The sequence below is a fragment of the Heyndrickxia sporothermodurans genome (assembly GCF_003055045.1).
GTDB lineage: Bacteria > Bacillota > Bacilli > Bacillales > Bacillaceae_C > Heyndrickxia > Heyndrickxia sporothermodurans.
In genome coordinates, this window is record NZ_NAZB01000008.1 from 321,247 (window position 1) to 347,154 (window position 25,908).

The window sequence follows — 25,908 nt, forward strand, 5'->3', positions numbered from 1 at the left end:
ATAATGCTCCTGCTCTTACGATTCGAAAGTGAGGGATATTATGAATGATGAAAAGCGTTACGACAAGCTAGAAGAAAATCATTATGATGAAAAAGATAATCATGAGTATCGTGAAGAAACGGCTGCTGAAATAGCTGCACCTGTCTCTTGGGATCGTAGTAACGATCGTGATCGCGATGAAGATAAGGACCATGAACATGCTCATGTAAGTGGGAAAGTTATTGGCTGGTCTGCATTAGCTTTATCAGTTCTATCCCTATTTTTCTTACCAGTAGTATTAGGGGCCGTAGGGATCATTCTTGGTTTTGTTGCAAGAAGAAGGAACGCCACAACATTAGGTGCATGGAGTATAGGGATAGGTGTTGTTTCTCTTATTATTGGGATATTCGTACTACCATTTTTTTAATGTTTATATCTTAATCACTACCATAAATGTGGGAGCTGTTATAAAAAGAAAAGTGCGGATTCACTCCGCACTTTTCTATGCTTTTTGTTCACTTTCTTGTTTCTTATAATATTCTTCAGCAATTAGATCAATTTCTTTTTTCAATTCTTCAACCATTGTTTCTTCAGGGACTTTTCTTACGATTTTTCCTTTACGGAAAAGCAAACCTTCACCACGAGCCCCCGCGATTCCAATATCCGCTTCACGGGCTTCACCAGGACCGTTTACGGCACAGCCCAATACTGATACCTTAATTGGTGCTTTAATCGTTGAAATATATTCTTCAACCTCATTGGCAATACTAATTAAATCGATTTCGATTCTTCCACAAGTAGGGCATGAAATCAGTGTCGCTGCATTGGAAGATAGCCCGAACACTTTTAACAATTCTCTAGCTACTTTTACTTCTTCGACTGGGTCGGCACTTAAAGAAATACGTAAAGTATTACCGATACCTTTGCTTAAGATAGCTCCTAAACCTGCAGCACTTTTTACAGTTCCGGAGAAAAGTGTTCCGGATTCGGTAATTCCTAAGTGTAAAGGATAGTCAAAAGCGCGAGCAGCCTTTTCATACGCCTCAATTGCCAAATTCACATCGGATGCTTTCATTGAGACAATAATATCATGGAAATCGAGATCTTCTAAAATTTTTATATGGTGCAAAGCACTTTCAACCATACCATCTGCAGTAGGATAACCATATTTTTGTAAAAATTGTTTTTCAAGACTTCCCGCATTTACACCTATACGTATAGGTATACCTTTTGCTTTAGCCGCCTTAACAACTGCTTCTACTTTTTCGCGTTTCCCAATATTTCCGGGGTTAATACGTATTTTATCCGCACCGCCTTCAATTGCTTTTAAGGCGAGACGATAATCAAAATGAATATCAACAACTAATGGAATATTGATTCGCTTTTTTATTTCAGGAATTGCTTCAGCTGCACGTTCGTCTGGACATGCAACCCGAACAATTTGACAACCAGCTTCTTCCAAACGTTTAATTTGGGCAACTGTTGCTTCCACGTCATGTGTTTTTGTTGTTGTCATACTTTGAATAAAAAGTTCATTGCTTCCCCCGATAGTTAGATTACCAACCTTAACGGGGCGTGTTTTTGAACGATGTATAATTTCACCCAAGGGTAATTCGCTCCTTTATTAAGTACAAATCAGTTTGTATTTTAATTTATAACAAATGTATTGTATCAATATTTGACGGTAATTGACAAGGAAATGAAGTTCGTCATTTTATTTATATATTGGAAATTTGTAAACCTGACCAATTTGAATTTCCTCGGGTGCGATATTATGATTAAATTTTTTGAAGTCAATGATTACTTGTTTTATCGGAACGGTTAATGGAGATTTATTGATTTTTTCCACGATGGACAAAACGGTGTCACCGGGATTCACTTTCTTATTTATATATGGAGCAGGCTTTTCTATCGTTGCGTTCTTTTCTGATTTTACTGTTGTTTGCGAAACAACAGGGATGGTTCCGAAATTGATATCAATATAGACACTATAAATAATAATAATTACTGCGACGAATGCTAGGAATTTTTTCAAGATTAGCGCCTCCTTTTTGTCATATATATGCTTGTCCTTAACTGCTTATGACTAAAAAGGAAAAAAACTGACTTGAATGTCAGTTTTTCAATTCTACGCTTTAACTTTAGGTTTCGGAATCTCTCTAACGGTTAAATAAAGGAAGATTAAACAAATAATCCAGTTGATTAATAATCCACCCGGAACGACTGTTTTTAATGCATCCATTAATGCAAAAAATACGGTAGGTAAGGTAATACAGTGGGCAGTAATTCTCCAGCTATTTCGATATTGGAGGTTTCTGTCAAATGTCCTTGCAAATAAAATTCCAATGCCTGCGAAAATTGAAATTTTAATAAATCCTATAGCAGAGGTAAATAAGTACATAATAATAAATACGATGGGTAATACAATCCAAAGTACTCCGTTTATAGAAGACAAAAATTTATCAATATCTTTGTTTTGTAATTTCATCCCTTCAAGGGCTGAATAAGGAAAGTTTTGGGCATTTCGATCGTTTACAACAACGAATTCGTTTTTAAGTAATGCGACAACATTTCCTTCTTTTTCAATATCTTGCCTGGAGATTTTTCCAGTTGGATCGAGTATGATTTGAAAATCGGACTTTTGCAATGTAAAGGGTTCTTTAATATCTGATGTAAGATTTCCATTTTCAATTTGAAATGGAGGCAATTCTTCCATAAAGATTTGTTTACCTTCATTTAATGCAGTAATTGTCATTTTTGAAAAATGATATAATCCAGGTAAAGTGGATAAAAACATAAGTAAAAAAACGTACAAAATCGTTTTTCCGATTCCTAAAAAGCGATATTTTGCAATATCTTTAGGGGAATAAAGACTTTTAACAAAACGTTGAAAAATATTCAAAACAATCGTCACTTCCTTTTTGCATTTTCCTATAATATGTACAACTATTTATCATTGTAGGTTTTTTTTTAGTAAATGTCATTTGAAATACGTAAAAACATTGAGAAATAAAAGCATAATATTATAAGAAGAGGTGTTAGTTATGGACTGGCTATACTGGACGATCATAATTGTAATGATGCTTGTTGCCTTTATTGGTTTAATTTATCCAATCATTCCTAGTGTTCTTTTTCTTTTTGGTTCCTTTATATTATACGGCTTATTTTTTTCCTTTCATTCATTTAATTGGCTTTTTTGGACAATTCAAATTTTGTTTGTTATTTTACTTTTTGGAGCAGACTATCTATCCAATCTAATTGGTGTAAAAAAATTCGGAGGATCGAAAGCCGGGGTGTGGGGGAGTACAATTGGATTGTTAGTTGGCCCCTTTATTATCCCAGTTATAGGAATTTTGATTGGCCCTTTTTTAGGCGCAGTAATCGGGGAGTTGATTGTAAACCGGACGCCGTTTATTAAGGCGATGAAAATTGGAATGGGGTCACTAATCGGTTTCGTTAGTAGTGTGGTCGTGAAAGGGTTAATTCAACTCGTAATGGTCGTTTATTTTTTTATTAGTATCTAGTCGTTGAAAAATTTTTAGAAAAACTAGGCAATTTATTTGCCTGCTACTTATAACTTTGGTAATCTTAAATTGAAATTACATGAATCACTTTGATTCAAAACATTTACATAGGGAGGAATTTTACCATGGCATTTGAATTACCACAATTACCTTATGCATATGACGCTCTTGAGCCTCATATTGACAAAGAAACAATGAATATCCATCACACAAAACACCATAACACATATGTAACGAACTTAAATGCAGCACTTGAAGGAAATGAAGAACTACTTAGCAAATCCGTAGAAGAAGTAATTGCAAATCTTGATGCAGTTCCTGAAGCAAAGCGTACTGCAGTTCGTAATAATGGTGGCGGACATGCAAACCACTCATTATTCTGGAAACTTCTTTCTCCAAACGGAGGCGGAGAGCCAACTGGTGAATTAGCAGATGCAATTAATAAAAAATTTGGCAGCCTAGATAAATTTAAAGAAGAATTTGCTGCTGCTGGCGCTGGCCGCTTTGGATCAGGTTGGGCTTGGTTAGTCGTTAATAATGGTGAATTAGAAGTAACTAGCACTCCAAACCAAGATAATCCATTAATGGAAGGAAAAACTCCTATCCTTGGCTTAGACGTTTGGGAGCATGCATACTACTTAAATTATCAAAATCGCCGTCCTGACTACATTAAAGCATTCTGGAATGTAGTAAACTGGGATGAAGTTGCAAAATTATACGCTGCTGCAAAATAATAAATAAAAAAGCATTGGAATCTTCCGGTGCTTTTTTTATTGCACAGATAACGAATAGAAAAATGTATAATGTCACTCCTTTTTCAAAAGCTATAAAGGATGAAAAAGGGGAGTTTATCATGATATTTCGAAAATGGTTAGGTGAAATAGAATTAACAAAAGACTTATCTTTGTTACTCTATATCGGAGGAATATACTCATTAAGTGTGGCTTTATCTAATACGTTTGTAAATATTTATTTATGGAAACAATCAGGGGAGTTTATTGATTTAGCCATTTACAATCTTTCAGTTGTTGTTTTTCAGCCGCTCACATTTATTTTAGCTGGGAGATGGGCGAAGAAGGTAGATAGGGTCATTGTGCTGCGAATTGGTGTTATTTTTTTAGCATTGTTTTATTTATCTGTACTGTTTTTCGGTAGTCATGCATCACACTATTTAGTTGTATTAGGTGGTCTACTAGGGATTGGATATGGTTTTTATTGGCTTGCGTTTAATGTGCTTACCTTTGAAATAACTGAACCTGAAACGAGAGATTTTTTTAATGGATTTTTAGGTAGCCTTACTTCATGTGGTGGAATGATCGGTCCCATTTTAGCCGGATTTATTATTTCACGTTTTTCATCCAATATTGGATATACCATTGTTTTTGGGTTTTCACTTACACTTTTCGCATTAGCTGTTGTTTTAAGCTTTTTTATTAAAAGGCGTCCTGCTCATGGAAGATATTTGCTTACTCGAATATTAGGTGAGAGAAAAAATAATCGAAATTGGCGATTAATAACAAATGCACATTTTTTTCAAGGATTACGAGATGGAATATTTGCATTTATTATTTCTGTATTTGTTTTTGTCTCAACAGGCAGTGAATTTGCATTAGGCGCGTTCGGGCTTATTAATTCAGGAATATCGTTTTTAGGGTATTCTTTAGTTACTCGACTTATTAAAAGAAAATATCGAAAAAGAGCGATACTGTTAGGGGGATTCCTTTTATATGCGGGAATATTTATTATCGTATTTGATTTTAGTTACGTCAGATTATTGATATATGCAGCTGTAATTGCGATCGCATATCCGATTATTCTAGTGCCATATATTTCAATGACATATGACGTAATCGGCAGAGGGTGGCAGGCGGCTGAAGCTAGAATTGAATATATTGTCGTTCGCGAATTGTTTTTAAATACCGGTAGAATTGTATCAATTTTAGCCTTTATAGGAGCGATTACTTTTTTTAATGATAAACAAAGCATTCCCTACTTGCTCATGATTTTAGGTGCTGGATATATTTGTGTTTCATTTCTTTTAAAAAGAGTGTCTACATAAATATCTGTATCGTAAAAAAAGGCAATATTTCATGCCTTTTTTTATTTATTTAAAATTTTTATTCAATTAGTCGGACTTTTCCTTTACAATGAAATAAAGGTAAATAGAGGAAAAGGGGATTAATAAATGAAAAAGAAGAAAAAGAAGAAAAAGAAGTTAGTCGTTCCTGTTAGAATGAATATTATCTTTTTTGTTGTCTTTCTTTTATTTTCGTCACTTATTTTTCGATTAGGGGTTGTCCAAATTGTCCACGGGGAAAAGTATAAAAATGAGATAAAGAAAACAAGTGACGTGACGATTCAAATACCAGTTCCACGGGGAAAAATATTAGATAGAAACGGAAATTTAATCGTTGGAAATAAACCGCTAAAGGCGATTACATATACAAGGCCAACATCTATTAAACCAGAAGAGATGCTTGAAATTGCTGAAAAATTGGCTGAATTCATTAAAAAAGATACAAAAGAAGACCTTAAGGCAATTACTGAAAGAGATCGTAAAGATTTTTGGATTTTACACCATCAAAATGAGGCAAAAAGTAAAATTACGAAACAAGATGAAAAAAGTTTAAAGCAAAAAAAATTAGCTGAAAAAGAGTATGATAAAGAAATTTATCGTCTCATGTTAGAAAGAATTACTGAAAAAGAGATAAATTCCTTTTCGAAGAAAGATCTTGAAGTACTGGCAATCTATCGAGAAATGTTAAGCGGATATCCGCTGACACCACAAATTATTAAAAATAAAAATGTGACAAAAGAAGAAATAGCGATAATTGCTGAAAACTTGGATGCATTACCAGGAGTTGATATAACAACGGATTGGGACCGCTATTATAGTTATAAAATTGATGGATTTGCCCCACTTGCAACAATTTTAGGGAAAATCACTACAACAAAAGAAGGTTTACCTAGTGAAAAAGCGGAATATTACACAGCATTGGGGTATAGCCGTAATGATCGTGTTGGGAAAAGTTACTTAGAATATCAATATGAAGATGTTCTAAGAGGTAAAAAAGAAAAAATCGAAAACAAAATGGATAAATCCGGAAAAGTCATTGATTCGGTTGTTGTCAGAAAAGGCCAACGAGGAAATGATATAGTGTTATCTGTTGATATGGAATTTCAGCAAAAGGTTGAAGAAATTATTACAAATAAATTATCCCATTTATCGCAACCTTATTTGGATCGAACATTTGTCACAGTAATGAATCCGAATACAGGTGAAATATTAGCAATGGCAGGAAAACTACGAGAAACAAATGAAAAAACGGGTGCGAGAGAATATAATGATTTTGCTTTAGGAAATATGATTACCTCTTATGCGATGGGCTCGGCTGTAAAGGGAGCAATGGTTTTGACAGGCTACCAAACCGGGGCAATTACAATGAATAATAGGGTCATTAGAGATGAGCCCTTAGTATTTAAAGATACGAAATCAAAAAGTTCTTGGAGTACGTCAGCTTTTGGAGATATTGATGACTTATATGCGTTAAAGAGATCTTCCAATGTTTATATGTTTAAATTAGCGATGAGAATTGGCGGTCAGCAATATTATATTCCTAATGGACCACTTAGTATCGATAAAGTAAAAGCAATCGATACATTAAGGTATAATTTTGCGCAATTCGGATTAGGAGTCAAGACAGGGATCGATCTTCCTGGTGAGCAAGTCGGGTTTGGCGGAAGGATTCCAGATTTCGCCGGTAATGTATTGGACTTCGGAATCGGTCAATTTGATACGTATACACCGTTGCAATTAGTTCAATACATTTCTACGATTGCTAATGGCGGAAGCCGGATCAGGCCCCATTTAGTTAAAGAAATTCGCGAACCAAGTGATGATATTCATAAACTTGGTCCAGTAGCCCACGAGCTTGGATCGAATGTATTAAATAAAATAGGGGCGAATGAAGAGGAGATCAAGCGTGTAAAAGCAGGTCTACGATTAGTTGTAAATGACCCGAATGGAACCGGTAAATCAATAAAGAATAAGCAATTAAAGATCGCAGGAAAAACAGGAACAGCAGAAGCGCTTTATGATGGCCCCGTTCCCCATAGTCCGGGGTTGATGCTTTGGAACTTGACATTTGCCGGCTATGCACCGTATGACAATCCTGAAGTCGCCCTCTCTGTTGTTGTTCCTTGGTCTACGACAGATAAAATGCATCCAAATTTAGATATAGCGGATGAAGTGTTTAAAGCATATTTTGATTTGAAAAAGAAACGTGAGAAAAAGGATACAAATTCTCCTAATAAAATAATAAATATAAAAAAGGCAGAAAAAGAACAAAATAAAATAGATGATTCTAGTTCAGAATAAACAAATCATTACTTTTTTAGAGCTTAGATATTCTAGGCTCTTTTTCTAATTTATTTTATGAAGAATAAAATAAAGCTCTTTCCTTATATTTCTGCATTTAATTTATAGAAATTCTCTTGTCTTTCCGTTAAAATGTAGAGTGATGTAAAAAGTGGGAGGGTTTTGTCATTTGAAGAAAACGAAAAAGAAAAAAAGAGCGTTTGTCTCCTTACGAATGAATATATTATTTTTTGTAGTCTTTATACTCTTCTCTCTCCTAATTCTTCGACTTGGGATTGTCCAAATTGTTTACGGAGATGATTACAAGCGGGAAATTGATAGAAAAGAGAATGTAACGGTTAATACATCAGTCCCAAGAGGAAAAATTTTAGATAGAAATGGAAAAATTGTTGTTGGAAACAAACCGTTAAATGCAATCACATATACGAGACCGAAAAATATTAAACAAGAAGATATATTAAAGGTCGCGGAAGATTTAGCTAAGCTAATCAAAAAAGACACAAAAGCGGATTTCAAAGCGATAACAGAAAGAGACAAAAAAGATTTTTGGATTTTGAAACATCCTGATGAAGCAGAGGCGAAAGTTTCAAAAGCAGAAATTAAAAAATTAAAAAATGATAATTCGAAAATTTATAAATTAACACTTGATCGAATTACCGAAAAAGAGTTCAATTCTTTCACCAAACAAGAATTGGAAGTATTAGCGATTTATCGAGAAATGATTGGAGGTTATCCGTTATCGCCTCAAGTCATCAAAAATAAAAATGTTACCGCAAAAGAATTTGCTGTTGTTAGTGAAAATCTTGATAAATTACCTGGTGTAGATACAACTACTGACTGGGACCGTTATAATGTTTACAAGGACAAAGAAGGCAATGAAACATTAGGATCGGTAATAGGAAAAATCTCATCCTCGAAAGAAGGCTTGCCCAAGGATTTGGTCGACTATTATTTAGCACGCGATTATAGTAGAAACGATCGTGTTGGGAAAAGCTATATCGAATACCAGTATGAGGATATTTTGCAAGGGAAAAAGGAGAAAGTTAAAAATGTTACAGATAAAGTGGGAAACGTACTAGATTCTGAAGTAGTAAGAGAGGGAAAAAGAGGGGACGATTTAGTCTTATCTATTGATATCGATTTACAACGTAAAGTTGAAAAAATTATTAAAGAAAAATTAGGTAGTGCGAGAATAGGTCAGCCCTATATGGATAGAGCATTTGTTACTGTTATGAACCCATATACAGGGGAAGTTTTATCGATGGCTGGTAAACAATATGAGCGGGATAAAAAAACGGGAAAAACCGATATTAATGATTATGCATTGGGAAATATGACGACATCGTATTCAATGGGATCCGTCGTCAAAGGTGCAACGGTATTAACGGGTTACCAAACTGGTGCGATTTCACCGGGAGATGTATTGAATGATAGACCTTTGAATTTCCTGCATACAAAAGTAAAAAAATCTTGGAATACGTCAGGATTTGGACCAATAAATGATCTTTATGCATTGAAAAGATCTTCAAACGTATATATGTTTTTAACAGCAATGAAATTAGGAGGACAACAAACATATATTCCAAATGGCCCTTTAAGCATCGATAAAGTGGCTGCAATTGAAAAGTTTAGGAAAAACTTTGCTCAATTTGGTTTAGGTGTGAAAACAGGAATTGATTTACCTGGTGAACAAATCGGCTTCGGTGTCGGACAAATACCACCCGAAGCAGGGAAAGTATTGGACTTTGCTATTGGGCAGTATGACACATACACACCATTGCAAGTTGTACAATATATGTCAACTATTGCAAACGGTGGGTATCGAGTTCAGCCACATATTGCAAAAGAAATTCGCGAACCAAATAGTAAAATGGATGAGATGGGTCCGGTTATTCAAGAAATTAAACCAAAGGTTCTAAATAAGGTTGATATGAAAGACGAGTGGATTAACCGTGTGAAACTCGGACTAGAGCAAGTAGTGAATGATCCACTTGGAACAGGATACGGAACAATTAAAAATAAAAAATATAAAATTGCTGGGAAAACGGGTACAGCCCAAGCTCTTTATGATGGACCTGTTTCACACAATCCAGGCCTTATGCTTTGGAACGTAACATTCGCTGGGTATGCTCCATATGATAATCCCGAAATTGCGGTATCAGTAGTAGTGCCATGGTCAACAACTGATAAAACACACGTCAATTTGGAGATAGCAGATGAAGTGTTTAAAGCTTATTTTGAATTAAAAGAAAAACGAGAAAAAGATGGTTTAGATAAAGCAACATCAACAAAAAAAGTTGAAAATATTAAAAGTGCGAAAGAAAAGCAATCAGAATAATACACAAAAAACCACTNNAGTGGTTTTTTGTGTATTATTATCTTCCTTTCGTAAGGACTACTGCTAACTTTTTGAAATCCATTTTATTGGTAACATCAAATTTACCTAACTGGATTTTTTCATGATATTTATGTTTGATTAAATATTGGACAAATTTGTCATCGTCTTTAATGATTTTCGCTGATTTTAATTGTTCAGCAATTTCGTAAGGACTCATTCCAGACTTAATCGTGATGCGATACTTAATAGTTCCATCATTTTGTTTTTCATCTTTTTTAGATGATGCTTGATTTTTTTCTTCACTTGTTGCTTTATCATTATTTTTCGCTAAAAGAGCATTGTATTTTTCTTCTAATTGCGCTTTTTCTTGTTGTAATTGTTTAAGATCTGTTTTCTTTATCTGTTCATAGCCTTCTTTAACGGTACTTTCCTTATGTACAGTATCAAACGGTTTGAATACGAGGATTAGTATAGCCGAAAGTAAAAGTCCGAGTGCGAAGGCTCTCGTTGTTTGTTTGCTCATTCATTCTCACCCGCTTCCATTACTGATCTAAAAAGTCAGCAATGACATTTTTTACTTCTGATTGAGCTAATGCTGACTGTTTAGCTATTTGCTCAACAGTTAACCCTTGTTTAAATAATGCGATTACTTGGTTTTTTAATATTTCATTTACAACAGGTTTCGCTGACTTAGACAATTCTTTTTTCATAAGTTGATCATCTACTAGCAATTCTTCCTCTAAAACCTTTATCCGTTTATTTATTTGATAGGTTTCTTGGTAGAGATTCATAGATAGATCTTCTACTTCTTTTTTTAAGTTTGTGGAATGATCCTTTTGAAAAAAGGAAATAATAAACAACAAGATAGATAAAATGAGCAACAATATAATTAGTGTACTCATAACCTCACCCTTTCATTTTTGCTCTTTTCATTTATAGCATAAACAAGCCATTACTTCCATCAATATGATGAATTATTATTTTGGAAGGTTTGCCCATTCGCCTAATTAGTGAACATTTCATGTCATAAAAACGATAAGAAAAAATCATACTAGCAATTCAACTAGAAAAATGATATTATAGAAAAGTCGTATGAATAGTAATGAATGCAATGAAGTTTGGAGGGATAAACATGCGTGTGAATATAACATTAGCTTGCACAGATTGCGGTGAGCGTAACTATATTTCAACAAAAAATAAGCGTAATAATCCAGACCGTATTGAGCTTAAAAAATACTGTCCAAGAGAAAAACGTGCAACAGTACATCGCGAAACAAAGTAAGCAGCCGGGAATTCCCGCTGCTTTTTTTTATCATTTTTTGTGGAGGGAAGAAAGTGGAGAAAAAAGAGTTGCGAGAATGTCTAAAAAAAGATTTATCATCAATTGATCGGTGTACATATGAACAAAACTCCTATTTAATTGCTAAACAATTATTTGGACATCCAAAATTTAATGCTGCATCTACTGTTGCCATCACTTTATCTCGTTTCCCTGAAGTTGATACATGGCAAATTATTCGTAAAGGATGGGAAGTAGGAAAACGAATGGTCGTTCCAAAATGCATACCAAAAACAAAAGAAATGGTGTTTAAAGAAATTACTTCTTTTAAACAATTAGAAAGCGTGTATTTTGGCCTTTTTGAACCAATTGATGGTCAAACAACTGAAGTCAAGAAAGAAGAGTTGGATCTAATTATCGTTCCGGGGATCGCATTCACTCGTAATGGTTATCGACTTGGCTTTGGTGGCGGTTATTACGATCGCTTTTTGCATAACTATCAAGGGATGACAATCTCATTAGCCTTTTCATCACAAATACAATCAGAGCTCCCTATTGAAAAACATGATATTCCTGTCCAAAGAATAATAACTGAAAATGAAACAATTCTTTGTTCTGAATAAAGTATATTTTTAAAGACACACTATAAACATATTCATATTGAGTTTAGTGGTTTGGTATGAAATGGAGGGTATGTCATAGTGAATAGTATCTTTAAATGGTTATTATCAGGATTAATTGTTTATAGTGTTTTTAAGTATCGTTATAAATTGTTGAACTTCTTACTTGGAAGCTACTGGATTAGAAAAATGGGTATCAAAATTGCAATGAATATCCCGGGATTTAAAACAAGGATCCTACAAAGTACATTTAAATAAAAGAAGGATCTTATAAAAAACAGACGAACTGTCAAGTAATGAAATACTTTACAGTTCGTCTGTTTTTTCGTTATAGTTAATACAATGTACTATTCAAAAGGGAAAGCGAGGAGTATTGTTGAGCAATAGAGAAGATTATTTATTTTGGAAATTAGCTCGAATATTTACAGATAAAGGCTATTCCTTAATGCATATGAGTGAGGATCATAATGAATTATGGCTTGAGGATACAACAAATAAACATGCCCAAGTAATAAGACTATTGCGAAGTGATTTGGATTGGGGAAAAAAACTACAGCGTGATGTCCATCATAGTGCAGTACAAGCAGAAAATATCCGAAAACATTTAATGAAGCGTCAACTAAATGTTTTAAACATATATATCAGTATGCATTTACCAGTAGATGAGTTTGAATCTTATATTCAACGTCCCATACAAGTCAATAAGAAAACGTTATTACATAGTGTGATAATCGACCAAGAAAACGTTGAAAATGGTATATCACATGTATCGAAAATACTTAATGATGACATCACTATTCAATTAAATGATGAGTATGAAGACCAAGATGTCATGGAATTAAAATCGGCAGTACTAACGAATGTGGTTTCAAAGTCAAAGCAAGAACAACAGTTTTTTGAAAATGGCAAACCATTTTTCACCTATGTGTTTCTTGCGATTCAAATTGCCATGTTTATTTTATTGGAAATGACAGGTGGAAGTAATAATCAAGAAAATTTGATTCGGTACGGCGCGAAATTTAATCCGTTAATATTAGAAGGGGAATGGTGGCGGTTTATTACGCCGATTTTTCTTCACATTGGGTTTCTTCATATCCTAATGAATTCATTAGCCTTATATTATTTAGGACCGACAGTAGAGCAAATTTTCGGCCGGATTAGATTTGTTTGGATCTATCTTTTCTCAGGATTTGCCGGAGTACTAGCTAGTTTCTTATTCAGTAGTCATCTATCTGCCGGGGCAAGTGGTGCAATATTCGGCTGTTTTGGTGCCTTGCTGTATATTGGTGCAGCAAATCCGAAATTATTTTTCCGAACAATGGGTATGAATGTGATCATAGTCATCATCATTAATCTCGTGTTTGGATTTAGTGTGTCGGGAATTGATAATTATGGTCATCTCGGTGGACTTGTCGGAGGATTTCTTGCAGCGGCAATTGTTCATTTTCCAAAGCAACACAAATGGTTTACTCAAATTGGAGCACTTTTACTGGCTGCAATTGTGACTGGCGGTTTATTATTTATGGGTTTCAACAATGAATCTCCGGAAGTTATTAACGGCCTCGCCCAACAAAAATTAAATGATGAAAACTACGAAGATGCTTATAAATTGCTTAATCAGTTAGTCGAAAAAGGTAAGGGCGATGCAGTAACTTATTTTCAGCTTTCATATTCTGAAATTCAACTTCAAAAATTGGAGAAAGCAAAAGAACATCTGCAAAAGACGATCGAACTAGATCCGAAATTTCATCAGGCATATTATAATCTAGCATTATTGTATGCGAACGAGGGCAATTTTACAAAAGCAAAAGAGCTCGTTCAAAAAGCATTAGAATTCTCTAAAGATAAGAAATATGAAGAACTGCTGAACAAAATGAATCAAGCTAGTTAATGATTTGTTTTAAAAGATAAGGTTCCTGAGATTTAGTGATAAATATAATTAATAATTCTTTGTTGTTTTTATTAAATAATAAAAGCGGGACTGTACTTCCAATTAATGATTCGGAAGTTCCGTCCTCTTTTTTTATCCCTAGTAAATAATTTTTATATAAACCTTCCCAAAGTTTCCCAATAATTTCCTGTGACTTATTTTTTGTAAATCCAGGCAGTGGCCGATCATTATAATTAGGTAGTGAGCTTAAAGGAATGGTCCGATATTGACTACGGTTAATTCCCAGCTTAGAAATAGCTTGTTTCCATAATTGATTTAATTGTTTTTCATTCATTTGATTAAATGTATCTTCCCACTGCTTTTCCTCCTTTGTTGCAGCTGAATGGAAAGATAGTAAGTTTGGTGTAAATTTTGAATCAATCACATAGAGCTTATCGAACGACATTCTTTGAACGCTGCTGATCATGCCCTTTTCTTGGATTTCACCGTAATGGAAAGAAATCGCTTCATAATACCCACTATCCTTTTCATTGACTGTATCATTTAAAGTTAATTTTGAAGAATGTTGCTGCCATTTTTTTATCCCAATTGGTTTGATTAATCTTCCGTTTTTAAATAGCAATCCGATATCTTGCCTTAAGTATGCTTTTCGATCTAATTTTGAATATATCTCGTATTCGATTTTGTATTTTGATTTGTTTTGTTTATTAGGTATAAGGGTAAGCATCGTTTCGGCATCAATAAATTGAGCGTTTTTATGAAGAGGAAAAAAGGTGATTGTCTCTTGTACGGGATGTTTAGCTGTTTTTATGATTAGGAAAAGAATAACGATAAAAATGCCTATAACGATAGCGTATTTCTTTTTCATGCTTTCTCATCCTTCGGTTGTCCATTTTTATTTCAATATACGTGAACGTTTTGTATTTATGCTTACTAATTTTTAATAGTTTCGGAACTTGTTCATTATCTAAATATATTTTATACTGTTTAATAATTGTGGAGTTTATGTAAATACAAGGGTGTGGAGTTTTGAAAACGTTTTACGATGAACAGCAGTTATTAAAAAAATATGGAATCATTATTTATGTAGGGGATCGTTTAGGAGATATAAAATTAATGGAGATAGAAATAAGAGAATTATATAAATTGCAATTAATCGACAGTGACGTATTTACGACGGCCATTTTAGTATTGCGTCAGGAAATGCGAAACTGCAAAAAATTGTAAGGGGGAAGAAGAAATGACAGAGAAATGGATTGCAGGAATTGATTTAGGTGGAACGACAACGAAATTAGCTTTTATAAATGAAAATGGTGATATTGTTCACAAATGGGAAATTGATACGGATAATTCAGAAAAGGGGAAAAATATTTTAAAGAATATTTCTGATTCAATTGACCAAAAATTAGAAAGACTAAATAAAGAAAAGGAAATTCTTCTAGGAATTGGAATCGGTGTGCCAGGTGCAGTTGATTTGAAAAAAGGTATTATTTACGAAGCTGTAAATCTTGGCTGGGAAGATAATTTACCAGTTGTTCAAGCTTTAGGTGAATTGACCGGTTTACCAGTTGCTATTGACAATGATGCAAACTGTGCAGCGCTTGGTGAAATGTGGAAAGGTGCAGGACAAGGTGCTAAAGATCTACTATGTGTGACACTTGGTACGGGTGTCGGTGGTGGAGTCATTGTTAATAAGCAGATTGTCCACGGGGTAAAAGGGGCAGCAGGTGAAATAGGACATATTACTGTTATCCCTGAGAATGGATCACCATGTAATTGTGGAAAAACCGGATGTTTGGAAACAGTTGCTTCTGCAACCGGTATTTCACGAATAGCAACAGAAAACTTACATACATATAAGAATGATTCCCGTATGAAAGACATATTTGCCAAACAGGGCCGTCTAAGTGCGAAGGATGTATTTGATTGTGCAAACGAGAATGATCAATTAGCAAAGAAAATTGTTGATCAAGTTGCATTTTATTTAGGTTTGACACTTGCGAATATAGGAAATAGTTTAAATCCGGAAAAAATCGTTATCGGGGGTGGAGTTTCAAAAGCTGGAGATACATTGCTTGCGCCAATTTCCACCTATTTTCGAAAATTTGCTTTCTCAACGGTTGCTCAATCAACTTCACTTCACTTAGCAACATTAGGCAATGATGCAGGAGTAATTGGCGCGGCTTGGTTAATAAAAAGCAAATAAATCTTAAGAAACTTGGACAAACTTGCAACTTTTTCTTGGTTTTGGACGTCTATTATACGGGGTAAATAAATTTCGAAAATGTTTTTTTGTTAAATAACATTTTTCTTACTTGATTTTCTCTTCATTTCAAGTAAGAGGGAGGTTTTCATATTTACATGTTAAACTCAAAAAAAATAACGTTTTTATTCCCCATTGTCGCGGCTATTTTTCTATGGATGAAAACATATATTGTCTATAAGACTGGATTCCATATGAAAATTGAAAACTGGATGCAGGAGCTTATTTTATTCATTAATCCGGCGAGTTTTTTATTTTTTATTTTTGGTTTATCACTGTTTTTTAAGTCGGAAAAAATTCGAAACATCTACATTTTTGTCATGAGCTTTCTTTTATCCTTTATTATCTATGCAAATGTTGTGTTTTATCGGTTTTTCTCTGATTTTTTAACATTGCCAGTTTTGTTTCAAACGAATAATTTTTCCGATTTAGGTGATAGTGCGTTAGCCGAAATAAATTGGTGGGATTTTGTCTATTTCATCGACCTTTTCCTTTTACTTGTTGTCATCAAACTGAAACCAAAATGGATCAACTTTCACTCACCTTCTCGTGTTAATCGAAGAGCTTACTTTCTTGTGACTGCAGCAACCCTTTTTTTAAACTTAGGCCTTTCAGAAGCAGAACGACCTCAATTACTATCACGCACATTCGATCGAGAAATTTTAGTGAAAAATATTGGATCGTTTAATTATCATATATACGATATTTTCCTGCAATCGAAAACGTCAGCGCAAAAAGCATTAGCCGATGGAAGTAACTTAGTGGAAGTTGAAAATTATGTAAGAGCCAATTATGTGAAACCAAATAAAGAATTATTTGGTATAGCTAAAAATAGAAATGTTATTCTCATCTCACTTGAATCAACCCAAAGCTTCGTTATCAATTCAAAGGTTAACGGCCAAGTCATTACACCATATTTAAATAAGTTTATTAAAGACAGTTATTATTTTAATAACTTTTACCACCAAACAGGTCAAGGAAAAACATCCGATGCTGAGTTTTTAGTAGAAAATTCACTTTATCCCTTGAATAGAGGGGCAGTATTCTTTACTCATGCGGGAAATGAATATCATTCAATGGCGGAAAGATTAAATGAGAATGGCTATTATACTGCTGGAATGCATGCCAATAATAAAAGTTTTTGGAATCGCGATCTAATGTATAAATCATTGGGCTATCAACAATTCTATTCATCCAGTTCATACGACATAACAGACGATAATTCGGTTGGGTGGGGGATGAAGGATATTCCGTTTTTTGAACAATCTGTAGATTTAATGAAAGATATGCCAAAACCATTTTACGTAAAGATGTTAACATTAACGAACCACCATCCTTTTACACTTGATGATTCAGATAAACTAATCAATGAGTATACATCGAATGACAAAACGGTTAATCGTTATTTCACTACTGTGCGTTACCAGGATGAAGCGATTAAGGCATTCATTAATAAATTAAAGGAAGAAGGATTATATGATAATTCAATCATCATCATGTATGGTGATCATTATGGAATTTCGGATAATCACACGACTGCTATGAGTCAATATTTAGGAAAGGAAATCACTCCACTAGTTAATGTCGAGCTTCAAAAAGTCCCATTTATTATTCATATTCCTGGCGTTACGGATAAAGGAAAAGGGAAGGTGATGACAGAAGTAGCGGGACAGATTGATATTAGACCGACCATTCTTCATTTATTAGGGATTGATACAAAAAAAGATTTGCAATTCGGTGAGGATCTATTTTCACCGGAACATCGAAACTTCGCTGTTTTTCGAGACGGTCAAATTGTAACAGATCAATATGTTTGGTCGAGTAATACATGCTATTCGAAAAAAACGGGGGAACAAGTAGATAAAAGTGCTTGTCAAAAATTCGTGGAAAAAGCAACTAATGAGCTTGATTTTTCCGATCAAATCATTTACGGTGATTTGCTTAGGTTTTATGGAAAAAAATCAATTAATTAGTAAGAGTAAATAATAAAACTCGCGGTTGCGGGTTTTATTAATTTCATGACTAATACGAAAGAAGAGGTAAATGCAATGAAGAAAAAACAAAAACGGCATACTTCTTTTTTTATTTTATTTTTTTTGTTCCTAATTGCTTTCATCTTATGTGGGTGCCAACAACAAAAATCAAATCAGTCGCCGAAACAAAAGGAAACAAATATAAATCAAATCATTCCATTAACGGTAAATGAAAATCAATTTGAAAAAATAGTAGGATGGCTAAGTAATAATACCGTTGTGTACATAAAACATCAAAATAGAAAAAATTATGTTTATTCTTACCAACTTGAGACAGGAACGAGTGAATTACTTTTTAAAAGTAATGATCCTATTAAAAATGTGATTATTAGTCCAAATCATAAGAAAGTGTTAGTTCAAACCGCTCCTTCAACTTATTTGGCAAAATTATATATGGTGGATAGAAAAGGGAAACTTCTTTTTTCAAAGGAAGTAAAATCTTTTGATCTATCATATGATTGGAATGAAAATAATCCCAATATATTAGCGATTTCGGTCTTTTATGAGGATTGGACATTTAATGTATTAACTTTAGATATAAATAATGAATCTTTAACGAAACATAATTTTTCAGACCCTTTTATTAAATGGTTCGGCAAAAATGAAGTTCTCTTTCAAAAATGGGATAAACTAGCTAACGAAACGGACGCTCCGCTCATGTCCTATTCAATGAATAATCCAAAAGGAACAAAAACTTTGCTCAATAATATTTATCAATTTGATACATTTAACCATTTTTTAATGACGATTACGTTAGATCCCGAAAATAAGGAAAATGCAATGTATCATTTCTACAATGAATCGTTGATTGAGCAATACTCTTTCCCAGTTCCCCATTTCGGTCAATTTAGTGATGGGCTTGTCCCTTATCATGATTTTATAATAAAGGAGAACAAATTCATAACCTTTGTTCCTTATGAAAATAGATCAATAGATGATAATGAGGGGAACTTTAAGTTAATGGAGTACGATATACTAAAAAAATCTAAAAATGTTATGTTCGATCAATTACCCAATGAACCATTATCATGCTCTCCCAATGGAAAAGTTTGTTTATATGGCTTTCAGTTTGAAAAATTAGTAGACGTACAAAATAAAAAGATCATACCGTTAGTGAAATTAGAAAAGAAAATAGAGCAGTAAGAATACTGCTCTTTCGTGAAAAACGAGGTTAAATTGTTGATGGGTATCCTGAGTGAATAACTGTCATAACAGTGAACCAGCCAAATACACCTAGCGTAATTAGTCCAAAAACGATTCCAAATGGATTTTTATTTTTGAATGCACTAATTGTTCCAAATAACGCAAGTAATGTTACTAAGGTAAAAATGATAACTGTACCCATTTGTAACAGACCCCTTCCTTAATTAAAAATGTCTTTTTTACGTATGTAAATTAATAATAGCACTCATACATATTCTACAATTATAAGCTGAATTTGTCGAGGTGAAAAAGTGAAAGTTATTTGACTTATATAAATCTTAATTAGTTTTAGTATACCCCAAACTAAAAACGATACATTCTATTTTTTTTTACTATATTTTTGATACGATAGGATGTGAAGACTGGTGGTATTGGAGGAATAGTATGAAATGGCAACGAATTCCTTTAGGGATTTTGCAAACGAATTGTTATTTGTTATCAAATGAAAATAAAGAATGCATCGTAATTGATCCGGGTGAAGAAGGAGAAAAGCTGCAATCTATCATCAATGCACAAAAATTGAAACCAATTGCAATTTTATTAACTCATGCGCATTTTGATCATATCGGTGCAGTCGATATGATTAGGGATACATATCATATTCCTGTTTATGTCCATAAGAAAGAAGCAGCATGGCTTTCAGATCCGGCACTTAATGGTTCTGAAAGATTTATGATGGGAAAGGCTGTGCGGCAAGAGCCTGCTGACCATTTAATTGACCAAGAATTAAAGCTATCTATTGGATCATTTAGTTTCGATGTCTTTGAAACTCCGGGACATTCACCTGGTAGTATTTCCTTTTATGTAAAAGAATTAAATGTAGTTTTTTCAGGGGATGCTTTATTTCAAAATAGTGTAGGGCGAACAGATCTGCCTGGTGGCAACCATCAGCAGTTAATCAGCAGTATAAAAAACAAATTATTCGCATTACCTGATGTGACAATGGTGTTATCTGGTCATGGGCCGGAAACAATTATTGATCACGAAAAACGAAACAACCCATTTTTATGATCAATGTAAACAAAAAAACTCTTGAACATGTTCAAGAGTTTTTTTGTAAAGCTTAGTGTTCTACACCAGGCACTAGTATGAATGTAGTATAGTATGTAAAGCCTGCGAAGAAGATAGTAAGGTACGCTCCAAAAATATACATATACATACGTTCAGATAATTTTAAATAGCTTAGTAAAACAAAAAATGCAGTTTGTCCTAGGAATAATAATGCAAGAGCTTTTAAGTCACCAAGATAAAGCATAACTGTAAAGATACCAGTCCAAAATCCTAATACTCTGTACATACGATCCATATGTATCCCTCCTTTTATACCTTTACTCCATCAATTTATTATTATAAATGAAAAGTATAGCTAATGTAAATAACCTCATATTTTAGTTTGTGACATTTACGTGATAAATAATCAAATTAAATGATTAAAAATTTTATCAAAAAAATTCTTATTTTTTGCAGGAAAATAAGAGTATTTGTCGAAACAATATAAAAAAAGAAAAGGTGGTGGCTTATGGTATATGACAATAGAAAAAATAGCAGATTTATTGCTAGATCAAGCGTTGAAATTAAACGCAACGGATGTGCATATCATTCCGAGAAAAGATGATTATCATGTCCAACTTCGTTTCAACGGAAGACTAACTCCGTATCGGGAACTAACAGTTGAAATTGGTGAAAGGCTTATCTCCCATTTTAAATTTATGTCTGCCATGGATATCAGTGAAAAAAGAAAACCTCAAAGCGGCTCCTTCCATTTATATGTTCACCAAAAGAAAACATCTTTACGAATTTCAACCTTACCTACTGCATTATTAAAAGAAAGTTTAGTTATTCGGATTTTACCTCAAAATCAATCGGTAACCATCGATGAAATTTCCTTATTCCCTACATTCACAAAAAAATTAAAAGCTTTATTAATGCACTCTCATGGGATGATTATTTTTACAGGACCAACTGCTAACGTATCATAAATACTAATAAAATTCTACATCGGTAATTACAACTAAATCCTTACCTCTTAAGCTTTTACGTGGCTCTTTTGGAGGCTGGGGGATTAGTTTAAAATCAATACTTCTAATAAATTGAGATATGAATTTTTGTTTTTCTTCATGCGTCAACAGATTAAAATTTTGATTAAAGGTAAATACTATTTCTCGAAGAACTTCAGTATCCATTAATGTTGGGGCTTTATTTTTTTCAAGTTTCTCTTTCAAGTCATTATAAATATCTCTTGTTTCGTTCATAAGCTTTGTAAATTCATCGTCGCTAATTAGATCAGCTGCCCAACCCTTTTGATATTTTTCTCGTTTCCTTTCTATTTGGATCAACTGATTAGTTAATTTTTGCTCCTCATCATCGATTTCGATAGGTTCTATATTTTTGATTTCCACGTTTTTCATGTATTCTTTCAGAGCGTCGACAAATCTATACTCACCTATACTTATCGATTTTCTTTTGTGTACAACACAAGATTGACATCTATAGGTTAATCCCTGATATTCGGTTCCGTCTTTTCTTCGGCGTATATAACGGTTAGGGGATAGAGTACTGCCGCATTGAAAACATGTAATAACGCCTTGGAAAAGATAAATACTTTTCACTTCTCTTCTATGGTGAAGTGAGCGATCCTCTAATATCTGCTGTATCTTCATAAACTCTTCTTTAGTAATGATTCCCTCGTGTGTATTTTCATAAACGGCATCATTCCATTGAGTAGCCCCGTATAGAGCGGGATTGCGTAGAATTCGTAAAACACCATTTGGGGACCACCTTCGATCGTTGTTGGTTTTATCCAAATATTCACTTATTCTATTTGCTGACATGCCTTGTTTTAGTTTTTCGATCATGTCTAAAACAACAGGGACCTTTTCGTTTTGTATCAATTTTTCATCTTCACCTAAATCAAAACAATAGGGGATATTGCCTACGCGTTCTCCTCCTGCTACTTTTTCCTCCAGTGCCATTTTTATTCGCTCAGATAGGTTTTCCGTTTCCCATTGGGCGAGAGCTGCTACAATAGTGATAAACATTCTTCCCATTGCAGTAGTAGTGTCGTATGGTTCAGTCGCTGATTTAAATGTGCAGTTATACTTGTCCATCTCAGCTAACATCTCATGCAGATCGACTACCTTTCGGGTAAAACGATCTAAGCGATAAACCAATATCATATGAATTTTGCCCTTTTTAATATCTTCAAACAGTTTTTTTAGTTCTGGACGATTAGTGTCTTTTGCAGAAGCACCTTCATCCACGTAAAATTTATAATCTGACCAATCTTGAGCCACACAATAAGCTGTAAGGCGTTCTTTTTGTGCAGCTATGGAATAACCCTCTTTTGCTTGTTCAAGCGTACTGACGCGAATATAAATGCCCACAGTCACACGAAATCATCCTTTCTATTGAAGAAGGTGAGCATTTTAGCCCACCAATAATTTATAGTTTAATAGTTTTTTAGTGAGAAGATGCAAGGAACAATTGGTTTTGTTGGTGTTGTTTTTCTATTTCTCTTTCTACAGTCCATTGTTTCAGCAAACCGTTTTGTAAGAAAGTAGTAGGTTGTCCACATTGAGGACAATGTCTACAATTGCCAGGAAGAGGGGTTATACAAGTATGATAAAAATCGCCATTCCAATCCTTTGCTAGGTTAGTACACCTATTGACTATATGGGTTCCGCATTGACAGCAATACTCTCCTTCAATTTCGGTTTCCTGATTTCTGCAAACAGGACATTCTAATGCTTTACCGTTCTCTTTATTTGTAATAATTCCTGGATAGTACATGTTAAAATCAGCTCCTTTAAAAAAATTATGAAATTCATGGCTACCGCAATTAGGACAAAACTTAGAATCCTTTAAATATGAAAAAACACCACATTTCAAACATGTCTTGCCATAACTTACTTTATTGAAAAATACCTTAAGATTGTTAAAAAGGTCATTTGGTAAGAAAAAACGAAATCCTTTTTTATAGCTTCTTTCAATATAATTTAATGTGTTTTTTGCAGCAGTATAAGATACACCGAAAAAATCCATGATTTTTTGGTAATCATTCAAGTTTGCCATCGCAATAACGGGAGGAGGGGATAAAAAGAAACGTGCAAAAAAATTAGCTTCAACTTCTCTTGCGTCATATTCTTCTTCCGTCATTTCGTTTCTCGCTAGGCTTGTTCTATCCGATTCTTTGTGGTGACCTAATAAATAATGTCCGAATTCGTGAGCTAAGGTCCAATACACTCGTTCCTGATGCTCAATCACATCGTTATAGGCTATGAGGTATTTATCTCTATCTCCTGAGTAGTGGATAACTCCATCTTCAGAAGAGTTAATTTCAATAATTTCTTCTAATGTACAATTTCTTTTCCTTGCCATTTCACTGTATTTAATTATTTTAATATCTTTATAAGAATCAAGTATTTCAAGAATATTAATTGGGAAATCTTGAATATTATGTTTCTTCAACGCTTTTAATGCTGCATTTTTTGCCTTGTCGTAATTAGGTTTAGTCCTCATCATCGAATAGATCCTCAAAAGTCGCTTCGAGTATTTTAATTGCCTTTCTTCTTTGCTCAGGCGTCATATTTTTCGCAGCTCTATTTAAAGTTCGAATATCTGGATCGACCGATTCTACTCCTTCCCCAGTGTATATGTATTCAATAGTAGTATCGTAAAGATTTGATAATATCTCCGCATAATTAGGCTCAAGTTGAACACGATCATTTTCGATATGTCCTAAATTAGATCTTCCGATTCCTAATCGATCTGCAATAAATTGTTGCGTATACCCTTTTTTCAATCTTAATTTTTTGAGTCTTTCACCAACAGTCATAAAGATTCCTCCAAAAAAATTTATAAAAGGGTATTATAAATACTTGACGGTATTTTAAATACCATGTATACTTAGGTCAAATATTAATAGCGAGGTGAAAAAATAGTGAGTGTTCAAAAAAGAGAAGAACTCATTGCAGCAAGAAAAGCTAAAGGTTTTAGCAGGCCTCAATTAGCAAGTCTTGCGAACGTATCATTTGAACACATTAAAAGTCTTGAATATGGAAGGGTAAACCCTAGTACGTCTTTGATGTATCGACTTTGTAACATTCTAGAGGCTTCACCTGAAGAACTATTTAAAGACATTGTGCGTGTTTAAAGTGTATTTGTAATACCCATTTATAATTATCTTATATAAAATGGGTATCGTCAATACCTTTTTTCGACAATTTATGAAATTTTTAGTGATTTATTTTTTATACTAAAGGGTAGTGAAAATACCCTATTTAGGGGGAGGAGTCAATTTGAATCAATTAATTCCAGCGCAACAAAATGAAAATGGCGATTTACTTGTTAGCGGTCGAGAACTTCATGAATTTTTGGAAGTTAAAACACCTTACACTCAATGGTTTGAAAGAATGACCGAATACGGGTTTAAAGAAAACGTTGATTTCATAAGTTTATCACAAAAAAGTGAAAAACCTCTCGGAGGTAGACCCTCTCAAGATCATCATATAAAACTCAATATGGCCAAAGAAATAGCAATGCTGCAACGCACTGAGAAAGGTAAACAGGCAAGACTTTATTTTCTTGATTTAGAAAGAAAATGGAACAGCCCTGAAATGGTAATGAAACGAGCAATGGATTATCTGAATATGAGACTTGAAAAAATGACAACCGAAAATCTTGTTCTTTCTCAGCAAGTGCATGAATTGAAACCAAAAGCATCTTATTACGATTTAGTTCTTCAAAATAAATCATTATTATCAGTTTCAAAAATCGCCAAAGATTATGGCATGAGTGCTATCGCATTAAATAAAAAACTTCATAACTTAGGCGTTCAGTATAAGCAGGGCGATATTTGGTTGTTGTATTCAAAATACCAAGATAAAGGCTATACGCAAACCACTACTCACGTGATTGATTCTGAAACCTCAAAAATCAGCACGAAATGGACTCAAAAAGGCAGACTATTCATTTATGATTTGCTGAAACGTGAAGGAATATTACCTGTAATTGAAAGAGAAAACGACAATGAATGCGCAAGTTGAAGTTAAACCTCCAATGATAAGCGATGAAACAATGAAGGAAATGGCAAAGTTTTTTATGAAAACATCGATTCCAAGATTGATCGCAAAGAAAAAGGAGGAAGAGAGAAAATGAACAACTTTGCAATCTATCTACTCGGATTGTTCGTAGCAAGTCTTATCATCATGATTTACGGAGTGATTAAGGATAAGGGGTGAGGAAAATCGTGAAGTGGTTCGAGTTGCTAGTAAGCGCAGTATTGATTATTAGCCTTCTTATTTTATTCACGGTGCTATTAGCCATAGTAATGGACGATGTGAAGAAACCTGTTCCTAAAAACAATTACATGCAGCATGTTGACACGTTGCAAGGAGAGGAT

At 33.8% G+C, this 25,908-nt stretch carries 30 protein-coding genes; 19 read left to right on the forward strand and 11 right to left on the reverse strand.

Annotated elements, in window-relative coordinates; genetic code table 11:
- The first annotated feature begins 40 nt into the window (after window positions 1-40).
- Window positions 41-406: a DUF4190 domain-containing protein gene (locus B5V89_RS03365; protein ID WP_108070486.1), complete on the forward strand. Its 366-nt coding sequence runs from the start codon at window positions 41-43 to the stop codon at window positions 404-406.
- Between the two features lie 75 nt (window positions 407-481).
- Here B5V89_RS03365 and ispG read toward each other — a convergent pair whose 3' ends face one another.
- From ispG to B5V89_RS03380, 3 genes are all read right to left on the reverse strand, one after another.
- Window positions 482-1,576, reverse strand: a complete 1,095-nt coding sequence (gene ispG, locus B5V89_RS03370) for a flavodoxin-dependent (E)-4-hydroxy-3-methylbut-2-enyl-diphosphate synthase (protein WP_181294207.1) — start codon at window positions 1,574-1,576, stop codon at window positions 482-484.
- Between the two features lie 117 nt (window positions 1,577-1,693).
- The gene (locus B5V89_RS03375; protein WP_066225908.1) at window positions 1,694-2,014 is read right to left on the reverse strand and encodes a hypothetical protein; all 321 of its coding nucleotides are present in this window, start codon (window positions 2,012-2,014) and stop codon (window positions 1,694-1,696) included.
- A 93-nt stretch (window positions 2,015-2,107) separates the two neighbouring features.
- Window positions 2,108-2,881 (reverse strand): DUF1189 domain-containing protein, encoded by a 774-nt coding sequence (locus tag B5V89_RS03380; protein WP_181294598.1) that lies wholly within the window; start codon window positions 2,879-2,881, stop codon window positions 2,108-2,110.
- Between the two features lie 142 nt (window positions 2,882-3,023).
- Here B5V89_RS03380 and B5V89_RS03385 point away from each other — a divergent pair, with 142 nt between their 5' ends.
- The 5 genes from B5V89_RS03385 to B5V89_RS03405 all read left to right on the forward strand — a co-directional run bounded on the left by B5V89_RS03385 (window position 3,024) and on the right by B5V89_RS03405 (window position 10,219).
- Window positions 3,024-3,503, forward strand: coding sequence for a DUF456 domain-containing protein (locus B5V89_RS03385; RefSeq protein ID WP_066225904.1), 480 nt, complete (start codon window positions 3,024-3,026; stop codon window positions 3,501-3,503).
- Window positions 3,504-3,628: 125 nt separating this feature from the next.
- Window positions 3,629-4,237 (forward strand): superoxide dismutase SodA, encoded by a 609-nt coding sequence (gene sodA, locus B5V89_RS03390; RefSeq protein WP_107920087.1) that lies wholly within the window; start codon window positions 3,629-3,631, stop codon window positions 4,235-4,237.
- 119 nt (window positions 4,238-4,356) lie between these two features.
- Window positions 4,357-5,562 carry an MFS transporter gene (locus B5V89_RS03395; protein ID WP_181294599.1) on the forward strand — a complete coding sequence of 402 codons (1,206 nt, stop codon included), beginning with the start codon at window positions 4,357-4,359 and terminating at the stop codon, window positions 5,560-5,562.
- A 126-nt stretch (window positions 5,563-5,688) separates the two neighbouring features.
- On the forward strand, window positions 5,689-7,881 hold the full coding sequence (locus B5V89_RS03400) for a peptidoglycan D,D-transpeptidase FtsI family protein (protein ID WP_108070490.1): 2,193 nt from the start codon (window positions 5,689-5,691) through the stop codon (window positions 7,879-7,881).
- Between the two features lie 169 nt (window positions 7,882-8,050).
- A complete protein-coding gene (locus B5V89_RS03405; protein ID WP_108070492.1) occupies window positions 8,051-10,219 on the forward strand; it encodes a peptidoglycan D,D-transpeptidase FtsI family protein in 2,169 nt (722 codons plus the stop codon).
- 37 nt (window positions 10,220-10,256) lie between these two features.
- Here the strand turns inward: B5V89_RS03405 and B5V89_RS03410 are convergent, their stop codons facing one another.
- Window positions 10,257-10,742, reverse strand: a complete 486-nt coding sequence (locus tag B5V89_RS03410; protein WP_066234345.1) for an endolytic transglycosylase MltG — start codon at window positions 10,740-10,742, stop codon at window positions 10,257-10,259.
- 19 nt (window positions 10,743-10,761) lie between these two features.
- The gene (locus B5V89_RS03415) at window positions 10,762-11,121 is read right to left on the reverse strand and encodes a hypothetical protein (RefSeq protein ID WP_108070494.1); all 360 of its coding nucleotides are present in this window, start codon (window positions 11,119-11,121) and stop codon (window positions 10,762-10,764) included.
- 230 nt (window positions 11,122-11,351) lie between these two features.
- Between B5V89_RS03415 and rpmG the strand changes: the two genes are divergently transcribed.
- From rpmG to B5V89_RS03435, 4 genes are all read left to right on the forward strand, one after another.
- Window positions 11,352-11,501, forward strand: a complete 150-nt coding sequence (gene rpmG, locus B5V89_RS03420) for a 50S ribosomal protein L33 (RefSeq protein WP_066234353.1) — start codon at window positions 11,352-11,354, stop codon at window positions 11,499-11,501.
- Between the two features lie 53 nt (window positions 11,502-11,554).
- A complete protein-coding gene (locus tag B5V89_RS03425; protein ID WP_108070496.1) occupies window positions 11,555-12,121 on the forward strand; it encodes a 5-formyltetrahydrofolate cyclo-ligase in 567 nt (188 codons plus the stop codon).
- A gap of 78 nt (window positions 12,122-12,199) precedes the next feature.
- Window positions 12,200-12,376, forward strand: a complete 177-nt coding sequence (locus tag B5V89_RS03430; RefSeq protein ID WP_213087486.1) for a hypothetical protein — start codon at window positions 12,200-12,202, stop codon at window positions 12,374-12,376.
- A gap of 118 nt (window positions 12,377-12,494) precedes the next feature.
- On the forward strand, window positions 12,495-14,009 hold the full coding sequence (locus B5V89_RS03435) for a rhomboid family protein (protein WP_108070498.1): 1,515 nt from the start codon (window positions 12,495-12,497) through the stop codon (window positions 14,007-14,009).
- On the opposite strand, the gene B5V89_RS03440 is transcribed toward B5V89_RS03435, so the two are convergent.
- Window positions 14,002-14,877 (reverse strand): hypothetical protein, encoded by an 876-nt coding sequence (locus B5V89_RS03440; RefSeq protein ID WP_108070500.1) that lies wholly within the window; start codon window positions 14,875-14,877, stop codon window positions 14,002-14,004. The genes B5V89_RS03435 and B5V89_RS03440 overlap by 8 nt on opposite strands.
- Window positions 14,878-15,038: 161 nt before the next feature.
- Here B5V89_RS03440 and B5V89_RS03445 point away from each other — a divergent pair, with 161 nt between their 5' ends.
- The 4 genes from B5V89_RS03445 (at window position 15,039) to B5V89_RS03460 (ending at window position 19,448) form a co-directional block, all read left to right on the forward strand.
- Complete coding sequence (locus B5V89_RS03445) at window positions 15,039-15,236, forward strand: YqgQ family protein (protein ID WP_108070502.1); 198 nt, start codon at window positions 15,039-15,041, stop codon at window positions 15,234-15,236.
- 13 nt (window positions 15,237-15,249) lie between these two features.
- Complete coding sequence (locus tag B5V89_RS03450) at window positions 15,250-16,215, forward strand: ROK family glucokinase (protein WP_108070504.1); 966 nt, start codon at window positions 15,250-15,252, stop codon at window positions 16,213-16,215.
- A gap of 155 nt (window positions 16,216-16,370) precedes the next feature.
- Window positions 16,371-18,245: an LTA synthase family protein gene (locus tag B5V89_RS03455; protein ID WP_107920865.1), complete on the forward strand. Its 1,875-nt coding sequence runs from the start codon at window positions 16,371-16,373 to the stop codon at window positions 18,243-18,245.
- Window positions 18,246-18,320: 75 nt separating this feature from the next.
- Window positions 18,321-19,448 carry a YqgU-like beta propeller domain-containing protein gene (locus tag B5V89_RS03460; RefSeq protein ID WP_107920866.1) on the forward strand — a complete coding sequence of 376 codons (1,128 nt, stop codon included), beginning with the start codon at window positions 18,321-18,323 and terminating at the stop codon, window positions 19,446-19,448.
- A gap of 28 nt (window positions 19,449-19,476) precedes the next feature.
- Here the strand turns inward: B5V89_RS03460 and B5V89_RS03465 are convergent, their stop codons facing one another.
- Window positions 19,477-19,650: a DUF2759 domain-containing protein gene (locus tag B5V89_RS03465; RefSeq protein ID WP_066234376.1), complete on the reverse strand. Its 174-nt coding sequence runs from the start codon at window positions 19,648-19,650 to the stop codon at window positions 19,477-19,479.
- Between the two features lie 242 nt (window positions 19,651-19,892).
- Here B5V89_RS03465 and B5V89_RS03470 point away from each other — a divergent pair, with 242 nt between their 5' ends.
- Entirely contained in the window at window positions 19,893-20,519 is a 627-nt protein-coding gene (locus tag B5V89_RS03470; RefSeq protein WP_107920867.1) for an MBL fold metallo-hydrolase, read from the forward strand.
- A 52-nt stretch (window positions 20,520-20,571) separates the two neighbouring features.
- On the opposite strand, the gene B5V89_RS03475 is transcribed toward B5V89_RS03470, so the two are convergent.
- Window positions 20,572-20,814, reverse strand: a complete 243-nt coding sequence (locus B5V89_RS03475; protein ID WP_066234381.1) for a DUF2626 domain-containing protein — start codon at window positions 20,812-20,814, stop codon at window positions 20,572-20,574.
- A 220-nt stretch (window positions 20,815-21,034) separates the two neighbouring features.
- Between B5V89_RS03475 and B5V89_RS03480 the strand changes: the two genes are divergently transcribed.
- Window positions 21,035-21,487 carry an ATPase, T2SS/T4P/T4SS family gene (locus tag B5V89_RS03480; RefSeq protein WP_108070528.1) on the forward strand — a complete coding sequence of 151 codons (453 nt, stop codon included), beginning with the start codon at window positions 21,035-21,037 and terminating at the stop codon, window positions 21,485-21,487.
- 3 nt (window positions 21,488-21,490) lie between these two features.
- Here the strand turns inward: B5V89_RS03480 and B5V89_RS03485 are convergent, their stop codons facing one another.
- The 3 genes from B5V89_RS03485 to B5V89_RS03495 form a co-directional block, all read right to left on the reverse strand.
- Window positions 21,491-22,897: a recombinase family protein gene (locus B5V89_RS03485; RefSeq protein WP_108070506.1), complete on the reverse strand. Its 1,407-nt coding sequence runs from the start codon at window positions 22,895-22,897 to the stop codon at window positions 21,491-21,493.
- Window positions 22,898-22,967: 70 nt separating this feature from the next.
- The gene (locus B5V89_RS03490) at window positions 22,968-24,029 is read right to left on the reverse strand and encodes an ImmA/IrrE family metallo-endopeptidase (protein WP_108070508.1); all 1,062 of its coding nucleotides are present in this window, start codon (window positions 24,027-24,029) and stop codon (window positions 22,968-22,970) included.
- The gene (locus B5V89_RS03495; RefSeq protein ID WP_108070510.1) at window positions 24,016-24,342 is read right to left on the reverse strand and encodes a helix-turn-helix domain-containing protein; all 327 of its coding nucleotides are present in this window, start codon (window positions 24,340-24,342) and stop codon (window positions 24,016-24,018) included. Before B5V89_RS03495 ends, B5V89_RS03490 begins: the two co-directional genes overlap by 14 nt.
- Before the next feature lie 105 nt (window positions 24,343-24,447).
- On the opposite strand from B5V89_RS03495, the gene B5V89_RS03500 reads away from it, so the two are divergent.
- From B5V89_RS03500 to B5V89_RS20565, 3 genes are all read left to right on the forward strand, one after another.
- Window positions 24,448-24,660 carry a helix-turn-helix transcriptional regulator gene (locus B5V89_RS03500; RefSeq protein ID WP_244913434.1) on the forward strand — a complete coding sequence of 71 codons (213 nt, stop codon included), beginning with the start codon at window positions 24,448-24,450 and terminating at the stop codon, window positions 24,658-24,660.
- A 145-nt stretch (window positions 24,661-24,805) separates the two neighbouring features.
- Window positions 24,806-25,552 (forward strand): phage antirepressor KilAC domain-containing protein, encoded by a 747-nt coding sequence (locus tag B5V89_RS03505; RefSeq protein ID WP_108070514.1) that lies wholly within the window; start codon window positions 24,806-24,808, stop codon window positions 25,550-25,552.
- Window positions 25,536-25,664, forward strand: a complete 129-nt coding sequence (locus B5V89_RS20565; RefSeq protein WP_280523948.1) for a hypothetical protein — start codon at window positions 25,536-25,538, stop codon at window positions 25,662-25,664. The genes B5V89_RS03505 and B5V89_RS20565 overlap by 17 nt, the downstream gene beginning before the upstream one ends.
- Window positions 25,665-25,908: the final 244 nt, after the last annotated feature.

Bases quoted from the DNA above. Each gene is read 5' to 3' on its own strand.
- B5V89_RS03440 (WP_108070500.1), bottom strand. From the start codon at position 14,877: ATGAAAAAGAAATACGCTATCGTTATAGGCATTTTTATCGTTATTCTT.
- B5V89_RS03400 (WP_108070490.1), top strand. From the start codon at position 5,689: ATGAAAAAGAAGAAAAAGAAGAAAAAGAAGTTAGTCGTTCCTGTTAGA.
- B5V89_RS03365 (WP_108070486.1), top strand. From the start codon at position 41: ATGAATGATGAAAAGCGTTACGACAAGCTAGAAGAAAATCATTATGAT.
- B5V89_RS03450 (WP_108070504.1), top strand. From the start codon at position 15,250: ATGACAGAGAAATGGATTGCAGGAATTGATTTAGGTGGAACGACAACG.
- B5V89_RS03455 (WP_107920865.1), top strand. From the start codon at position 16,371: ATGTTAAACTCAAAAAAAATAACGTTTTTATTCCCCATTGTCGCGGCT.
- B5V89_RS03415 (WP_108070494.1), bottom strand. From the start codon at position 11,121: ATGAGTACACTAATTATATTGTTGCTCATTTTATCTATCTTGTTGTTT.
- B5V89_RS03465 (WP_066234376.1), bottom strand. From the start codon at position 19,650: ATGGGTACAGTTATCATTTTTACCTTAGTAACATTACTTGCGTTATTT.
- B5V89_RS03495 (WP_108070510.1), bottom strand. From the start codon at position 24,342: ATGACTGTTGGTGAAAGACTCAAAAAATTAAGATTGAAAAAAGGGTAT.
- B5V89_RS20565 (WP_280523948.1), top strand. From the start codon at position 25,536: ATGAATGCGCAAGTTGAAGTTAAACCTCCAATGATAAGCGATGAAACA.
- rpmG (WP_066234353.1), top strand. From the start codon at position 11,352: ATGCGTGTGAATATAACATTAGCTTGCACAGATTGCGGTGAGCGTAAC.
- B5V89_RS03490 (WP_108070508.1), bottom strand. From the start codon at position 24,029: ATGATGAGGACTAAACCTAATTACGACAAGGCAAAAAATGCAGCATTA.
- B5V89_RS03480 (WP_108070528.1), top strand. From the start codon at position 21,035: ATGACAATAGAAAAAATAGCAGATTTATTGCTAGATCAAGCGTTGAAA.
- B5V89_RS03470 (WP_107920867.1), top strand. From the start codon at position 19,893: ATGAAATGGCAACGAATTCCTTTAGGGATTTTGCAAACGAATTGTTAT.
- B5V89_RS03395 (WP_181294599.1), top strand. From the start codon at position 4,357: ATGATATTTCGAAAATGGTTAGGTGAAATAGAATTAACAAAAGACTTA.
- B5V89_RS03410 (WP_066234345.1), bottom strand. From the start codon at position 10,742: ATGAGCAAACAAACAACGAGAGCCTTCGCACTCGGACTTTTACTTTCG.
- sodA (WP_107920087.1), top strand. From the start codon at position 3,629: ATGGCATTTGAATTACCACAATTACCTTATGCATATGACGCTCTTGAG.
- B5V89_RS03460 (WP_107920866.1), top strand. From the start codon at position 18,321: ATGAAGAAAAAACAAAAACGGCATACTTCTTTTTTTATTTTATTTTTT.
- B5V89_RS03385 (WP_066225904.1), top strand. From the start codon at position 3,024: ATGGACTGGCTATACTGGACGATCATAATTGTAATGATGCTTGTTGCC.
- B5V89_RS03475 (WP_066234381.1), bottom strand. From the start codon at position 20,814: ATGGATCGTATGTACAGAGTATTAGGATTTTGGACTGGTATCTTTACA.